16 protein-coding genes are annotated in these 15523 nt (G+C 71.5%); 12 read left to right on the top strand and 4 right to left on the bottom strand.

Annotated features, from left to right (window positions below):
* Positions 1-26: 26 nt before the first annotated feature.
* The 5 genes from hemC (at position 27) to hemL (ending at position 5592) form a co-directional block, all read left to right on the top strand.
* Positions 27-899, top strand: coding sequence for a hydroxymethylbilane synthase (hemC, locus tag ABZ297_RS01095; protein WP_355337505.1), 873 nt, complete (start codon positions 27-29; stop codon positions 897-899).
* On the top strand, positions 896-2440 hold the full coding sequence (locus ABZ297_RS01100) for a bifunctional uroporphyrinogen-III C-methyltransferase/uroporphyrinogen-III synthase (protein WP_355337350.1): 1545 nt from the start codon (positions 896-898) through the stop codon (positions 2438-2440). The genes hemC and ABZ297_RS01100 overlap by 4 nt, the downstream gene beginning before the upstream one ends.
* A complete protein-coding gene (hemB, locus tag ABZ297_RS01105; RefSeq protein ID WP_355337353.1) occupies positions 2437-3420 on the top strand; it encodes a porphobilinogen synthase in 984 nt (327 codons plus the stop codon). Before ABZ297_RS01100 ends, hemB begins: the two co-directional genes overlap by 4 nt.
* Positions 3421-3630: 210 nt before the next feature.
* Complete coding sequence (locus ABZ297_RS01110; protein ID WP_355337356.1) at positions 3631-4260, top strand: bifunctional DNA primase/polymerase; 630 nt, start codon at positions 3631-3633, stop codon at positions 4258-4260.
* A gap of 42 nt (positions 4261-4302) precedes the next feature.
* Positions 4303-5592 (top strand): glutamate-1-semialdehyde 2,1-aminomutase, encoded by a 1290-nt coding sequence (gene hemL, locus ABZ297_RS01115; protein WP_355337359.1) that lies wholly within the window; start codon positions 4303-4305, stop codon positions 5590-5592.
* Positions 5593-5595: 3 nt separating this feature from the next.
* On the opposite strand, the gene ABZ297_RS01120 is transcribed toward hemL, so the two are convergent.
* Positions 5596-5997 (bottom strand): nuclear transport factor 2 family protein, encoded by a 402-nt coding sequence (locus ABZ297_RS01120; RefSeq protein WP_355337362.1) that lies wholly within the window; start codon positions 5995-5997, stop codon positions 5596-5598.
* Between the two features lie 178 nt (positions 5998-6175).
* On the opposite strand from ABZ297_RS01120, the gene ABZ297_RS01125 reads away from it, so the two are divergent.
* A complete protein-coding gene (locus tag ABZ297_RS01125) occupies positions 6176-7303 on the top strand; it encodes a hypothetical protein (protein ID WP_355337365.1) in 1128 nt (375 codons plus the stop codon).
* Positions 7304-7306: 3 nt separating this feature from the next.
* Here ABZ297_RS01125 and ABZ297_RS01130 read toward each other — a convergent pair whose 3' ends face one another.
* Complete coding sequence (locus tag ABZ297_RS01130) at positions 7307-8170, bottom strand: EamA family transporter (protein ID WP_355337368.1); 864 nt, start codon at positions 8168-8170, stop codon at positions 7307-7309.
* A gap of 183 nt (positions 8171-8353) precedes the next feature.
* Here ABZ297_RS01130 and ABZ297_RS01135 point away from each other — a divergent pair, with 183 nt between their 5' ends.
* A complete protein-coding gene (locus ABZ297_RS01135) occupies positions 8354-9274 on the top strand; it encodes a LysR family transcriptional regulator (protein WP_355337371.1) in 921 nt (306 codons plus the stop codon).
* Here ABZ297_RS01135 and ABZ297_RS01140 read toward each other — a convergent pair.
* Positions 9267-10124, bottom strand: coding sequence for a DMT family transporter (locus ABZ297_RS01140; protein WP_355337374.1), 858 nt, complete (start codon positions 10122-10124; stop codon positions 9267-9269). The two genes, ABZ297_RS01135 and ABZ297_RS01140, sit on opposite strands and share 8 nt — an antisense overlap.
* A 246-nt stretch (positions 10125-10370) precedes the next feature.
* On the opposite strand from ABZ297_RS01140, the gene ABZ297_RS01145 reads away from it, so the two are divergent.
* The 5 genes from ABZ297_RS01145 (at position 10371) to ccsB (ending at position 15048) form a co-directional block, all read left to right on the top strand.
* A complete protein-coding gene (locus ABZ297_RS01145; protein ID WP_355337376.1) occupies positions 10371-11012 on the top strand; it encodes a histidine phosphatase family protein in 642 nt (213 codons plus the stop codon).
* Between the two features lie 122 nt (positions 11013-11134).
* Positions 11135-11701, top strand: a complete 567-nt coding sequence (locus ABZ297_RS01150; RefSeq protein ID WP_355337379.1) for a TlpA disulfide reductase family protein — start codon at positions 11135-11137, stop codon at positions 11699-11701.
* The gene (locus ABZ297_RS01155) at positions 11694-12416 is read left to right on the top strand and encodes a cytochrome c biogenesis protein CcdA (protein WP_355337382.1); all 723 of its coding nucleotides are present in this window, start codon (positions 11694-11696) and stop codon (positions 12414-12416) included. Before ABZ297_RS01150 ends, ABZ297_RS01155 begins: the two co-directional genes overlap by 8 nt.
* Positions 12417-13982 carry a cytochrome c biogenesis protein ResB gene (locus tag ABZ297_RS01160; RefSeq protein WP_355337385.1) on the top strand — a complete coding sequence of 522 codons (1566 nt, stop codon included), beginning with the start codon at positions 12417-12419 and terminating at the stop codon, positions 13980-13982. It begins immediately after the preceding gene.
* Positions 13972-15048: a c-type cytochrome biogenesis protein CcsB gene (ccsB, locus tag ABZ297_RS01165; RefSeq protein ID WP_355337388.1), complete on the top strand. Its 1077-nt coding sequence runs from the start codon at positions 13972-13974 to the stop codon at positions 15046-15048. Before ABZ297_RS01160 ends, ccsB begins: the two co-directional genes overlap by 11 nt.
* 122 nt (positions 15049-15170) lie before the next feature.
* Here ccsB and ABZ297_RS01170 read toward each other — a convergent pair whose 3' ends face one another.
* Positions 15171-15470, bottom strand: a complete 300-nt coding sequence (locus ABZ297_RS01170) for a PLD nuclease N-terminal domain-containing protein (RefSeq protein ID WP_355337391.1) — start codon at positions 15468-15470, stop codon at positions 15171-15173.
* Between the last annotated feature and the right edge of the window lie 53 nt (positions 15471-15523).

Consider the following 15523-nt stretch of genomic DNA (forward strand, 5'->3'; position numbering starts at 1 on the left):
TACGACTCGGAACCAGACGCAGCCTGATGGCGACCACGCAGTCGCAGATGGTCGCCGACGCCTACACCGAGCGCACCGGGCGGGCTGTGGAGCTGGTCGGCGTCACGACCTTCGGGGACGTGACCAAGGCCCAGCTCGTCCAGCTCGGCGGCACCGGCGTGTTCGTCAGCGCGCTGCGCGACAAGCTGGTCGAGGGCGGCATCGACTTCGCCGTCCACTCGCTCAAGGACCTGCCGACCACCCAGGACCCACGCTTCACGCTGGCCGCGATCCCCGCCAGGCACGATCACCGCGACGCGCTGGTGGGCCCCGTCAAGTTCGACGACCTGGCGCCCGGCGCCAGGGTCGGCACCGGTTCGCCGCGCAGGATCGCCATGCTGCGCGCCCTCAGGCCGGACCTGGAGTACGTCCCGATCCGGGGCAACGCCGACACCCGCATCGGCAAGGTAACCTCAGGCGAGCTCGACGCCGTCGTGCTCGCCTCGGCGGGCCTGACCAGGATCGGCCGCGACTCCGAGATCTCGCAGATCTTCGAGATCGAGGAGCTGCTGCCCGCCCCTGGCCAGGGTGCGCTGGCCGTGGAGTGCCTCGCGGACCGCGCCGACCTGGTCGGCTTCCTCGGGGTGCTCGACGACCCGCGGACCCGTTCCGCGGTGACCGCCGAGCGTACGGTGCTGTCCGCCCTCGAAGCCGGGTGCTCTGCTCCTGTGGGTGCTTTCGCGGTCGATGACGGGCACACTTTGAACCTGACCGCCACTGTCGTCGCTCTCGACGGCAGGCAGGCGGTCCGCAAGTCCACCGCCGGTGCACCTTCGGCGGCTGAGAGCCTGGGGCGCCTGCTGGCGGCCGAGATGATCGCCGAAGGGGCCGACAGATTGATGGGGGAGCAGTCTCATTGAGCTCCGATAGTCCAACCTCCGGTTTCGTCGCGTTCGTAGGCGCGGGTCCCGGCGACCCGAACCTGCTCACGCTTCGCGGCGCCGAGCTCCTCGCCAAGGCCGACGCGGTCGTCCTCGACGAGGAACAGTTCGGCCCGCTGCTTCGTCACTGCCGCGAGGGCGTGGAGGTCGCGCGCGGCGACCTCGTCAAGCGCGCCCTGGCGGGTCAGCTCGTGGTCCGTCTGTGTGAGGGCGACCCGATGCTGTTCTCCTCGATCACCGAGGAGGTCGCGGCGTGTGCCGCGGCGGAGGTGGACTTCGAGATCGTGCCCGGCGTGCCGCCTGCCACGGCGGTGCTCACCTACGCGGGCATCCCGCCGGCGACCGCCGTCCCCGAGTTCCGGGTCGTCGACGCCGCGCAGGAGCAGGACTGGTCCGCGCACGCCGCCTGCCGCGGCACGCTGGTCATCTACAACGGCATCGGCGAGGCCGTCCCGATCGGCAAGGCGCTGATCGCGGGCGGCAAGCCCGACAGCACGCCCGTCGCCGTCAGCAGCGGCGGCACCACCACCGAGCAGTACACGGTGGTCTCCACGCTCGGCCGCCTGCAGGCCGACCTCAAGCACGCGGGCTTCACCGAGCCCGCGCTGATCGTCGTCGGCGAGGCGGTCGGGCTGCGCGAGAAGCTCTCGTGGTTCGAGACCAAGCCGCTGTTCGGCTGGCGGGTCCTGGTGCCGCGCACCAAGGAGCAGTCCAAGAGCCTGTCGGAGCAGCTCACCTCCTACGGCGCGGTGCCCGAGGAGGTGCCGACCATCTCGGTCGAGCCGCCGCGCACCCCGCAGCAGATGGACCGCGCCATCAAGGGCCTGGTCACAGGGCGCTACGAGTGGGTGGCGTTCACCAGCGCCAACGCGGTCAAGGCGGTGCGTGAGAAGTTCGAGGAGTACGGGCTCGACGCCCGTGCCTTCGCCGGGCTCAAGGTCGCGGCCGTGGGCGACGCCACGTCCAGGGCGCTGGTGGAGTTCGGGGTGAAGCCCGACCTGCTGCCGTCGGGTGAGCAGTCGTCCGAGGGGCTGGTGGCCGAGTGGCCGCCGTACGACTCGATGCTCGACCCGATCAACCGGGTGCTGCTGCCGCGCGCCGACATCTCCACCGACACGCTCGTCGCCGGGCTGACCGAGCTGGGCTGGGAGTGCGACGACGTCACCGCCTACCGCACCGTGCGGGCCGCGCCGCCGCCCGCGCCCATCCGCGAGGCGATCAAGGGTGGCGGGTTCGACGCGGTGCTGTTCACCTCGTCCTCGACGGTGCGGAACCTGGTGGGCATCGCGGGTAAGCCGCACAACGTCACCGTGATCGCGGTCATCGGGCCGCAGACGGCCAAGACGGCCGAGGAGTTCGGGCTCCGCGTCGACGTCATGGCGGACCGTCCGTCCGCTTCCGCCCTCGCCGCCGCGCTGGCGGAGTACGGTGCGAAACAGCGGCACGCCGCCGTCGCCGCCGGCGACACCCCGCGCCGGCCTTCTCAGAACCGCCGAGGCGCCAGGAGGAGAGCCAAGTGAGTGCCGAGTTCCCCGTCGCCCGTCCTCGCAGGTTGCGCCGTACGGCGGCGCTGCGGCGGATGGTGGCGGGTACCAGGCTGCACCCCGCCGACCTGATCCTGCCCATGTTCGTGAAGGAGGGCATCACCGAGCCGCACCCTGTCGCCTCGATGCCGGGCGTGGTGCAGCACAGCCGCGACTCCCTGCGCAAGGCCGCCCGCGAGGCGGCCGAGGCCGGCGTGGGCGGGCTGATCCTCTTCGGCATCCCGGCCGTCAAGGACGCCCGCGGCTCGGCCGCCGACGACCCCGACGGCGTGCTGCAGGTGGCCCTGCGGGACGTGATCGCGGAGGTGGGCGACACCACCGTGGTGATGGCCGACACCTGCCTCGACGAGTTCACCGACACCGGGCACTGCGGCATCCTCACCGAGTCCGGAGACGTCGACAACGACGCGACCCTGGAGCGGTACGCGTCCGTCGCGGTGGCCCAGGCCCGTGCCGGGGCGCAGATGGTGGCGCCGAGCGGCATGATGGACGGCCAGGTCGGCGCGATCCGGGCGGCGCTCGACGCCGACGGCCACGCCGACGTGCCGATCCTCGCCTACACCGCGAAGTACGCCTCGGCCTTCTACGGCCCGTTCCGCGACGCCGCCGAGTGCGCGCCGCAGTTCGGCGACCGCAGCTCGCACCAGCAGGACCCCGCGGGCCCGCTGGAGGAGGCGCTGCGCGAGGTCCGGCTGGACATCGCCGAGGGCGCCGACGCCGTCATGGTCAAGCCCGCGCTGCCCTACCTCGACGTCATCAGCCAGTTCCGCGCGCACGTGGACGTGCCCGTCGCCGCCTACCAGGTGAGCGGCGAGTACTCGATGATCGAGGCCGCCGCCGCCAACGGCTGGATCGACCGCGAGCGGATGATCATGGAGTCGCTGGTCTCGATCAAGCGGGCCGGCGCCGACCTGATCCTCACGTACTGGGCCACCGAGGTGGCACGCCGCCTCTGACACGTCGTCCCCCTCGGCACGCCGAGGCGGACCCGGCGAGGCCCTTTCCCCAGGCCATCGAGGTGGCTCGGGTCTCCAACCGGGGGGTTTCCCGCTAACTCCTGAGGTCTGTGCGGTAAACTGTGATAGCAGGTGCTGGTGTGTCCCGTGTGTGCGTGCAGCCCGGGAGACGGGGCCGCTTCAGGCACCGCGATCGACGGGAGACACACCATGGTGGGGGTACCACTCGCTCGGCGTACCAAAAAGCGGTCGCGCCCGACCCGGATCGACTCCGTGCTCGGCTACGCGGCCCTGGGCTGGCCGAGCGTGCCCGGTGCCTACCCGCTGCGCAGGGGCGCCCGCGCGTGTTCCTGCGACCGCATCGGCTGTCCCGACCCGGGCGCGCACCCGCTCTCCCCGGCCTGGAGCCTCCAGGCCACCACTGACGCCACCCAGCTCACCCGCTGGTGGCAGCGTGAGCCCGAGGCCAACGTGATCCTCCCCACCGGTCGCGTGTTCGACGTCTTCGACGTACCCCTCGGCACCGGCCTGTCGGCCCTCACACGGATCGACAACGCCGGGGCAGACTCAGGCCCGGTCGCCGCCAACGGCGACCGGGTCTTGTTCTATGTGGCCACCCGCGGCAACCCCGAGGACGAGGACGAGTGGTGGTCCTGCCAGCTCGACTGCGACCCGGCCACCATCGACGACACCCCGGGCCTGCGCTGGCACTGCCGCGACAGCTACGTGCTCGCGCCGCCGTCCACGCTGCCCACGGGCCAGCCGGTCTCCTGGCTGCGCCCTCCCGACGGCCGGCCGCTCCCCGACCCGCTCCGCGTCCTGGAATGGCTGGCCGACTAGCCGTCTCCGGGGCGGCGGGTGGCCGGGGCTAACCTGGAACCCGTGACCCGTACACAGCACTCCGAAGGCCTGTTCGCCCGCGCCCGCGCCGTCGTGCCGGGAGGTGTCAACTCCCCGGTCCGCGCATTCGGCGCCGTAGGGGGCACGCCGCGCTTCATGGCCTCTGGGCAGGGCCCCTACATCACCGACGTCGACGGCAACCGCTACGTCGACCTGGTCTGCTCGTGGGGTCCGATGATCCTCGGCCACCGCCACCCCGCGGTCGTCGAGGCGGTCTCCGACGCGCTCGCCCGCGGCTTCTCGTACGGCACGGCCACGCCCGGCGAGGTCGAACTGGCCGAGGAGATCGTCTCCAGGGTCGCCCCCGTCGAGAAGCTGCGCCTGGTCAGCTCGGGCACGGAGGCGACGATGAGCGCCGTGCGGCTGGCGCGCGGCTTCACCGGACGGTCCAAGGTGATCAAGTTCGCGGGCTGCTACCACGGGCACGTCGACGCGCTGCTCGCCTCGGCCGGCTCCGGCGTGGTCACGTTCGGCCTCCCCGACACGCCGGGCGTGACGGGCGCCTCCGCGGCGGACACGATCGTCCTGCCGTACAACTCGATCGAGGCGGTGGAGGAGGCGTTCGCGTCCGCCGAGATCGCCTGCGTGATCACCGAGGCGTGCCCGGCGAACATGGGCATCGTCCCGCCGCTCGACGGCTTCAACGCCCGCCTGCGCGAGCTGTGCACGGCCAACGGCGCGCTGCTGATCGTCGACGAGGTGCTGACGGGCTTCCGCGTCTCCCCGTCAGGCTGGTACGGCCTCGACCAAGTCGACGCCGACCTGATGACGTTCGGCAAGGTCATGGGCGGCGGCTTCCCGGCGGCGGCCTTCGGCGGCCGGGCCGACGTCATGGCCCGCCTCGCCCCCGAGGGCCCCGTCTACCAGGCGGGCACGCTGTCGGGCAACCCGCTGGCTTGCGCCGCGGGCCTGGCGACCCTCCGTGCCCTCGACACCGAGGTGTACGCCAGGGTCGACGCGGCGGCCGCCACGGTGGCCCAGGCCGCGACCGAGGCGCTGACGGCGGCGGGGGTCCCGCACCGCCTCCAGACGGCGGGCAACCTGTTCTCCGTCTTCTTCACCGACCGCCAGGTGCGCGACTTCGCCGACGCGCAGACCCAGAACACCGACGCTTTCAAGGCGTTCTTCCACGCCATGCTCGACCAGGGCGTCTACCTCCCGCCCTCGGCGTACGAGGCCTGGTTCCTGTCGGGCGCGCACGACGAGGAGGCCCTCACCCGGGTCGCCGACGCGCTCCCCGCCGCCGCCAAGGCCGCCGCCGCGACCCTGTGACGGTCACGCGGCGGGTTTGATCTCCGTGCCCTGAGCGGAGAGGAGCCGCCATCCCGCGCCCGGGGTGGCGGCGAAGACGTGGGTGTACCGGCTCCCGGCGGTGAAGGTGGTGCCGTCGGGGCCGGTGAAGTCCATGCCGGTGCGTCCGACGACGATGCCGACGTCTCCGGCACGGCGGACGACGGCCTCGTCCGGGTAGGAGTGGATGGCCGGGAACCGGAGCGTTCCGGCCGCCATCAGGCCGAGCAGGTCGGCCCTCGTCGCGACCGCGCCGTCGCCGACGCCGACCAGCAGGAAGTCATCCGCCAGCAGGGCGTCCAGGGTGGCGAGGTCGGCGGCGACGAGGGCGTCGAAGAAGCGCCGGTCGTGCCGGAGCAGCGATGCGCGATCGTCAGGGGAGGTCATGGCGGTCCGTTCCGTTCCGTGAGAGGAGGACTCCCGACGCTAAACGTTGACACCGGTGGCAAGGCAAGCCACGATTTTTCACATCGGGTATGCAGAAGGTCAGACAGATGTCTGTAAAGATCTGCTCTCGCTCCGTACCTTGGTGATCAGTAAATAACGATCACCGGAAGGGTACGACATGCGGGTCGCACAGGTGTTACTCACCGCACTGATGGCATCGACCCTGGTCACGGCGCCTGCCCAGGCCGCCGTGCGAGCGGAGGCGCCGCCCGAGGTGTACGGCGGGGCCTGGTCCTCGGGGCACGTGCAGGGCATCGCCGTCGACCAGAAGAAGGGGTACATGTACTTCTCCTTCACCAACCTCCTGGTCAAGACGGACATGAAGGGCCGCCCCGTGGGGTCCGTCACCGGGTTCACGGGCCACCTCGGCGACCTCGACTTCAACAGCCATGACGGCCGTGTCTACGGCTCTCTGGAGTACAAGGACGCCAAGGCGTTCTACATCGCCATCTTCGACGTCGACCGCATCACCAGCCTCGACATGAACGCCGAGAGCTCCGACGTGGTGTCCGCCGTCTACCTGAAGGAGGTGGTCGACGACTACAGCGCCGACATGGACGGCGACGGCGTCTTCGACGGCGACACGGCCAAGACCGCCGACCACCGCTACGGGTGCAGCGGCATCGACGGGGTCTCCTTCGGGCCGGAGTTCGGCAGGCGGCACGGCAAGCAGAAGCTGACCGTGGCCTACGGGATCTACGCCAACGCCGACCGCCAGGACAACGACTATCAGGTCCTCCTGCAGTACGACATCGACAACTGGCGCAGGTACGAGCGCCCGCTGAGCCAGGCGGAGTCGCACACGTCCGGCCCCGGGCGGGTCGACGGGAAGTACTTCGTCCGCACCGGAAACACCACGTACGGCGTGCAGAACCTGGCGTACGACGGGTACACCGGCAACTGGTTCATGGCCGTCTACAAGGGCGTCAAGCCGCAGTTCCCGAACTACTCGTTCTTCGTCGTCGACGGATCCAGGCCCGCGGTGCGGGGGCCGGTCGAGGGGCAGCGGCAGCCCGAGCAGGGCGAGCTGCTCTCCCTGCTGCACAAGGGGCTGCACGACGCGGCGTCGGACGTGTGGGGGTGGGAGTTCGGCGGCCAGTACGGCCTGGCCTCGCTCGGCGACGGCCGCTACTACGTCACCAGGCAGGGCACGACCGTCGAGGACGGGGTGACCAAGCAGACCGCCACGTCCGAGCTGTACCGCTGGACCGGCCGGACCCCGGCGCCGTTCGAGCGCGTCCAGTAGGGGTCAGCGGTCGAGGACGGGCTGGAGCGCCCGGGGGCGGCTGCCCGCGTACAGCACACCGGCCACGATGAGGGCCGCCGCCCCCACCTTCACCCAGGAGATCGGCTCGCCCGTCATCAGGGCGGCCGAGGACATCCCGAACACCGGCACCAGCAGCGTGTAGGGCGCGACGGTGGACGCGTCGTAGCGCCGCAGCAGCCACCCCCACAGGCCGAACCCGCCGAGCGTGGAGACGAACGCCACGTACGCCAGCGACACCCAGCCCTCCATCGGCGAGCTGAGCGTGGGTGCGCCCTCCACCAGCAGCGAGAGCAGCAGCAGCGGCGGGGCGGAGAAGGCGCTCACCCAGACCATGAAGCGCAGCGAGTCGGGCGGCGCGGCCCGGCGCTGGAACACGTTGCCGAGCCCCCAGGCGGCGGCCGCCGCAACGCAGAGGGCGAAGGCGCCGACGGGCCCCGAGAGGCCGAAGTCGAGGGCCACCAGGATCAAGCCGCCGAAGGCGACGCCCAGCCCGATGACGCGGCGGGCGGTGAGCCGCTCACCGAGGAGCGTGACCGCGAACAGCACCGTGAACAGGGCCTGCACCTGCAGGACCAGGGAGGTCAGCCCGGCGGGCATGCCGGCCCGCATGCCGATGAGCAGCAGGCCGAACTGGCCGACGCCGATGGTGGAGGCGACCGCGGCGACCCAGCGCCACGGCACCCCGGGCCGGCCGACGAACAGCAGTACGGGGAAGGCGGCCAGGGTGAATCTGAGCCCCGCGTAGAGCAGCGGCGGGAAGTGTCTCAGGCCCACCTGCATGACGACGAAGTTGAACCCCCACACGGCCGCGAGGCCGACGGCGAGTGCCAGGTGGCGCGGCCTCACGCAGAAGCGGGCTTCTGGTAGCGGATGCGCTGCTCGCGCGCCTGCTCTGCCAGCACCTTGAGATAGGAGGACGGGGTGGGCTGGATCTTCTTCAACTTAATGATTCTCATGCATATATTTTCCGATGCTACAGAGTGAAGGACAAGCGAGACTTTCTACGCTTAACCCTTTAGGCTGGCTTACATGTTGGACTTGAACCGCCTCAAGGCCCTTCACGCCGTGCACGTCTACGGCTCGGTCGGCGCCGCCGCCGACGCGCTCATGGTCACCCCCTCCGCCGTCTCCCAGCAGATCGCGAAGCTGGAGCGGGAGACGGGTGCGCGGCTCATGGAGCGCAGCGGGCGCGGCGTCAGGCTGACCGACGCGGCCGGGCTGCTCGCCGAGCACGCGGAGCGCATCCTCGCGCTGGTGGAGACCGCCGAGGCGGACTTCGAGGCGCTGCGCGGCGAGGTCGTGGGGCGGCTGCACGTGGGTGCGTTCCCGACGGCGGCGCGCGGCCTGATGCCCGTCGCGCTCTCCCAGCTCCGAGATCGGCACCCCGACCTGCTGGTGCAGCTCAACGAGCGCGAGCCGGAACGCGTGGTGCGCGAGGTCGCCAGAGGCGAGCTGGACCTGGGCGTCGTCCAGGACTGGCAGAACCGTCCGATGGCCATCCCGGACGGGCTGTCCAAGGCGACCCTGCTCGACGACATCGCCGACGTGGCCGTGCCCGCCGACCACCCGCTCGCCGACCGCAGGGAGGTCGAGCTGGCGGAGCTCCAGGGCGACCAGTGGATCAGCTCCTCGCCGGGCACCGTCTGCCACGACTGGCTGGTCTTCACGCTGCGCAACGCCCAGGTCGAGCCCGAGATCTCCTGCATGGCCGACGAGTACCCGACCCACATGGCGCTGGTCGCCGCCGGGATCGGCTGCTCGATCATCCCCAGGATGGGCCGCGGCCCCATCCCCGAGGGCGTGCGGATCATCCCGCTGATGCCCAGGCAGACGCGCCGCATCTACGCCGTCTGGCGGACGGACGCGGCCCGCCGCCCCGCCATCAGGGCGGCCGTCGAGGCGCTCACCCAGGCCAGCCGCACCCAGGAGAACGCCTGGGCCGTCAGCTGAACGCGATCGCCACCACGCCGCCCAGGATCACGGCCCCCGCCAGCAGCCTGCGGCGCAGGTCGCCCTCGGCGAGCAGCCGTCCGCCCAGCACGACCGCGATCAGCACGCTGACCTCCCGCGCCGGAGCCACCACGGTCACCGGCGCCATCGTGAACGCGAACAAGACCAGCAGGTACGACACGAAGATCAGCACGGCCGCGCCGATGATCTGGAACCTGTGCTCGCGCCAGGTCGGCGCGATCAGCTCCCTGCGCCGCCCGCCCAGCACGGCAGGGGCCAGCACGAGGGCGCGCCCGGTCTCGCCGAGATAGTTCAGCACCAGCGGAGGAACCGCGAACGCGCTCACCACCCGCGAGTCCCAGACCGTGTACGCGGCGATGAACAGCCCCACGGCCAGGCCGAACGCCAGCCCCTTCAGATCGCCGCTCCTGCCGCCGCTCATCAGGAACACGCCCACGCCCACCAGCACGATTCCGGCGACGCCGATGGGGCCGGGGCGCTCGCCGAGGAACATCACCGCCACCAGGCTCGCCAGCATCGGGCCCGTGCCCCGCGCCACCGGATAGACGACCGACAGGTCGCCGGCGCCGTACCCGCGCTGGAGCAGCACGAAGTAGCCCAGGTGGATCGCCGCGCTGCAGCCGGTCACGGCCAGCTCGGTCCAGGTCACCCGCGCCCCCGTCACCAGCAGGAACCCGGCGAACAGCGGGCTCCACAGCACTGTGGACGTGGCGGCGACCAGCCACAGGAAGACCAGGCCGTCGGCCTGCGACGCCTTCTTGGCCAGCAGGTTCCAGCAGGCGTGGGCGACGGCGGCGACGAGCACGAGAACGAGGGCCCAGGGACTCACCCGGCGGACTCCTTCCGGATATGCGGATAGGAGCCTCCAGGCTTTTCTCCCGTCAGCTGTGCGGCCCTGCCGGGCCGGGGCGCCGCTCGGACCTGGCTTCCGGCCCTGATTGTGGTGAGCAACATGGGGCAGGCCGGAACGCGGAACCCTAGGCGCAATCAGGCTCGACCCTATCTCGGCCCCAGTTCAGGGACCAGCCGGGTGCTGCCGATCCGTCCGACCGCAGCGGATAGGCTGTGCGACACCATGGCTGAAACCACCGTCGTCCACCTGCTGCGCCACGGTGAGGTGCACAACCCGCTCGGCGTCCTGTACGGCAGGCTGCCCGGCTACCACCTGTCCAAGACAGGGCATCTGATGGCGGAGACGGTCGCGAAGGCGGTCGCCGACCGCGACATCGTCGCCATCTACAGCTCGCCCCTCGAACGGGCCCTCGAGACCGCGGCCCCGCTCGCCTCGACCCTCGGCCTGGACGTGCGCGACGACGAGCGGCTGATCGAGGCGGGCAACCTGCTCCAGGGGCGCAGCGTGGGCCAGGGGCTGGCGATCCTGCGCGACCCGAGGAACTACCGCTACTTCTACAACCCGATGCGTCCCTCGTGGGGCGAGCCGTACCCGGCGATCGTGGAGCGGATGCGCACGGTCGTCGACGACGCCAGGGCGCGGGCGCGCGGCCACGAGGCGGTTCTGGTCAGCCACCAGCTCCCGATCTGGACCATCAGGATGGCCGCCGAGGGCCGCAGGCGGCTCTGGCACGACCCCAGGCGCAGGCAGTGCGGGCTGGCCAGCCTCACCAGCTTCACCTTCGACGGCGACCGCCTGGTCAGCATCGGCTACAGCGAGCCCGCCGGCTCGCTCGCGAAGGGCCCGTCGCTTCCCGGAGCCTGAGACCGCGCCCGGCACGGCGAGCCGGCACCCGGCGCGGCGCGTTTCCCCCGATGTGCCGGGCGGGCCGACCCGCCGGTAGAGTTACAAGCTCTACCGGTTGTAGTACAAGGAGATCTTCCTCCGTGCGCGCGAAGTTCGTCTTCCTCGCCCTGCTGGGCGTGCTGCTCGCCGGATGCGCGGGCAATCAGGGTGGCCAGCCGCAGGCGGGCGACACCCGTTTCGTCGCGGGCGACGGGAAGATGCAGGTGTTCGCCGTGGCCGACCGCAAGCCGGCCCCCGCCGTGGAGGGCCCGACCCTCGACGGCGGCAGCGCGTCCCTGGCCGCTTACAAGGGCAAGGTCGTGGTGCTCAACTTCTGGGCGTCCTGGTGCGGGCCGTGCCGGGCCGAGGCGCCGGTGCTGAAGGAGGTCGCCGCCAAGACCAAGGCGAGCGGCGTGCAGTTCCTCGGCGTCGACTTCAAGGACCGCCAGGCCGACGCGCAGGCGTTCGAACGCACCGAGCAGACCGGTTACCCGCACATCTTCGACCAGCCGGGCAAGGTGGCGCTGTCCTTCCAGGGCACGGTGCCGCCCGCGGCCATCCCGTCCACGCTGATCATCGACAAGCAGGGGCGCGTCGCCGCCAGGGCGCTCGGCGCGGTCAAGTACACCGACCTGATGAACACCGTCACCAAGGTCCGCGATGAATGACGTGGTCGCCTCCGGCTCGCTGCTGCTGGCGGTGCCCATCGCGATGCTCGCCGGGGTGGTGTCGTTCCTGTCGCCGTGCGTGCTGCCGCTGGTGCCCGGCTACCTGTCGTACGTGACCGGCATGAGCGCCGAACCCAAGCGCGGGCGGCTGGTGCTCGGCGCGGTGCTGTTCGTGGCCGGGTTCGCGGCCGTGTTCGTGCTCAGCGGCGCGCTGTTCGGCGGGCTCGGCTCGGTCCTGCTGGGCCACGCCGAGGTCATCACCAGGGTGCTCGGCGTGGTGACGATCCTGCTCGGGCTGGCCTTCCTCGGCGTGCTGCCGGGGCTGATGCGCGACGTGCGGATCCACAAGCTGCCGAACGCCGGGCTGGCGGGCGCGCCGCTGCTCGGCGTGGTGTTCGGGCTGGGCTGGACCCCGTGCATCGGGCCCACCCTGGCCGTCGTGCTCGCGCTCGGCCTGAACGAGGGCAGCGCCGCGCGCGGCGCCCTGCTCGCGGTGGCGTACGCGCTGGGGCTCGGGCTGCCGTTCGTGGCCGCCGCGCTCGCCTACAGCAAGGCACTGCGGACCTTCCGCGCCATCCGCCGCCACTCCCAGCTGATCACCAGGATCGGCGGCGGGATGATGGTGGCCGTGGGGGTCCTGCTCGTGACCGGACTCTGGGGAGAGATGATCGCCACCCTGCAGGGGCTCATCGGCGCGTACCGGCCGGTGATCTGATTGAGCGTCGACGAACTGCGCAAGGAGCAGACGTCCAAGCCGGTCGGCATGGGCGTGGTGGGCTGGCTGCGCTGGGGCTGGCGCACGCTCACCTCGATGAAGACGGCGCTGATCCTGCTCTTCCTGTTCGCGCTGGCGTCCGTGCCCGGTTCGCTGGTGCCGCAGCGCGGCGTCGAACCCGACAAGGTGGCCCGGCTCTACCAGACCGACCCGACGCTCGCCGAGTGGTACGACAGGTTCCAGCTGTTCGAGGTCTTCACCTCGCCCTGGTTCGCCGCGATCTACCTGCTGCTGTTCACCTCGCTGATCGGCTGCATCGTCCCGCGCACCGCGACCTACCTGCGCGAGCTGCGCCGCAGGCCCCCCGCCGCGCCGCGCAACCTGTCGCGGCTGCCGCACCACGCGCGGATCGACGGGCCGCTGACGGTCGAGGAGGCCGCGCGCAGGCTGCGCAAGCTCCGCTTCCGCGTCGAGGTCGGCGACGGCTGGGTGGCCGCCGAGAAGGGCTACCTGCGCGAGACCGGCAACCTGTTCTTCCACATCGCGCTGCTCGGGCTGCTGGTCGCCGTCGGCGTCGGCTCGCTGTTCGGCTACCGGGGCAACGTCCTGGTCGTCGAGGGCGATGGGTTCGCGAACACCGTCGCCGCCTACGACCGGTTCATCCCCGGCAGCCAGGTGTCGGCCGAGTCGCTGGAGCCGTTCTCGTTCCAGCTGACCGACTTCAAGGCCTCCTACCAGGTGGGGGGCGACCCGAAGAAGAGGGGCCAGGAGCTCGACTACTCCGCCTACCTGAAGGTCAACGACTCCCCGGGCGCGCCGGTCCGCGACTACGAGCTCAAGGTGAACGAGCCGTTGGAGGTCGGCGGCACGCAGACGTACCTGATCGGCCACGGTTACGCGCCGGTCTTCAAGATCACCGACGGCAAGGGCCAGGTCGCGTTCGACGGGCCGGTGCCGTGCCTGGTCGAGAACAAGCCCACGCTCACCTCGGGCTGCGTGGTCAAGGCGCCCGACGCGCAGCCGGCCCAGCTGGGGTTCCTGCTGCGCTTCCTGCCGACCAGCGCGCGGCTGACCGACGGCAGCTACGCGTCGGCCTTCCCCGGCGAGCTCAACCCCGAGGTGCAGGTCATCGGGGCCTTCTCCGGTGACCTGGGGCTGCGTTCCGGCGAGCCGCGCTCGGTGTACGAGCTGGCGCCGCCCGAGCTGATGAAGAAGCTCAAGCCGCTGGTCATGGGCGCCAGCGTGCCCAAGCCGCTCGCCGTCGGGCAGTCGCTCGACCTGCCGCAAGGGGCGGGCAAACTGCAGTTCACCGGCGTCAAGGAGTGGATGACGCTCCAGATCGCCTACGACCCTGGGCGGGTCCCCGCTCTGGTCGCCGCCGCGACAGCCGTGATCGCCATCGCGATGTCGCTGATGATCCGCCGCCGCCGGGTGTGGGTGCGGGTCAAGGACGGCGCGGCCGAAGCCGGCGGGCTGACCCGCACCGAGGGCTCCGCGGCGGGCTTCGCCGAGGAGTTCGCCGAGATCGTGAAGGTCCTATCAGCAGGAGACAAGGATGTCCGCTGAGCAACTGGCCGAGCTGAGCGACCTGTTCGTGCTCGCCGCCGTCCTGCTCTACCTCTTCTCCATGATCGCGTTCGCCGCGGAGCTGGCCTTCGGGCGCGCCCGCAGCAACGCGGCGGGCGGGCAGAGCCGGGCCGCGGTCCCGGTGAGCGCGTCCGACGCCGCGGTCTCCGACGGCGCCGCCCTGGACGCGGCCCTGGAGGCCGTGACCGCGGAGGCCGCCGTCAAGGTCGGGGCGTCGGTCCCGGCCGGTGCGGCGCGCGGCGCCGGGCTGCCGGCGGAGCCGGGCGACGAGCCCGGTGGCGTGCCGGCCACCGACGGGCCGCGAGAGGTCGAGCCGCCGCGCTGGGTGGCCAGGGCCGGGCAGGTCGCCATCGTGCTCGGGTGGCTCGGCTGGGCCGCCAACCTCGGCGCCATCGTCACCCGCGGCCTGGCCGTCGACCGGTGGCCGTGGGCCAACATGTACGAGTTCGTCGTGGCGATCTGCTTCGCCGCGGTGACCGCCTTCCTCACCACCCAGCTTCGCCAGAACGTGCGCTTCCTGGGGCCGTTCGTCATGGTCACGGCCACACTCGGGCTCGGCTTCGCGGTCAAGGTCCTCTATACGGCGGCCGGCCCCGTGGTGCCGGCGCTGAACTCGTACTGGGTGGCGATCCACGTCACGGCGGCGATCCTGGCGAGCGGGCTGTTCATCCTGGCCGGCGTGGCGGGCATCCTCTACCTGCTGCGCGGCGACGGCCTGTCGCGCCTGCCCGCCCGCGCGGACCTGGAGCGGGTGGCGCACCGCGCGATCGTGCTCTCCTTCCCCATCTGGACGTTCGCCGTCATCGCGGGCGCCCTCTGGGCCGACAAGGCGTGGGGCCGCTACTGGGGCTGGGACCCCAAGGAGGTCTGGGCCTTCATCACCTGGGTCGCGTACGCCGCTTACCTGCACGCCAGGGTCACCGCCGGCTGGCGCGGGCGGGCGGCCACGATCGTGCAACTCCTCGCGTTCGGCTGCCTGCTGTTCAACCTGGTCGGCGTGAACATGCTCCTCGGCGGCCTGCACAGCTACGCCGACGTGCCATAACGGCCGCCGCCTACAGGCAGCCCGGCCCGGGGTCTGGTACGGCCACCCGCCGGCGGGTGGGAGCGCGGTTCGTCACGGCCACCCGCCGGTAGCGGGGCAGGCGGCCGTCGCGCGGTGAGGGGTCAGTCCTCGCCGCGCATCCGGCGGTCGAGGTCGCGAAGGAAGTCGGGGTCGTCGTCGGGGCCCTTGGGGGCGGGCTGCCTCGACGCGGGCTGCCGCTGCGCCTGCCAGGCCTCGCCGGGGCCGTTGGGACGGCCGTACATCAGCCAGAAGATGCCACCGAGCAGCGGGATCAGGGCGACGATCAGCAGCCACAGCGTCTTTGGCACGTTCCGCACGTCGTCCTCGGGCGTCGTGATGACGTCGAACACCGAGTAGAGCCAGAAGGCCAGCAGCGCCAGGCCGATTAGCACACCTGCCATGCCCGAACTGTAAGCCATCCGCGACGTGATCGTGTCGGCCTCATGCCCCTTTT

This window comes from Nonomuraea sp. NPDC005983 (assembly GCF_040614375.1).
Lineage (GTDB): Bacteria > Actinomycetota > Actinomycetes > Streptosporangiales > Streptosporangiaceae > Nonomuraea.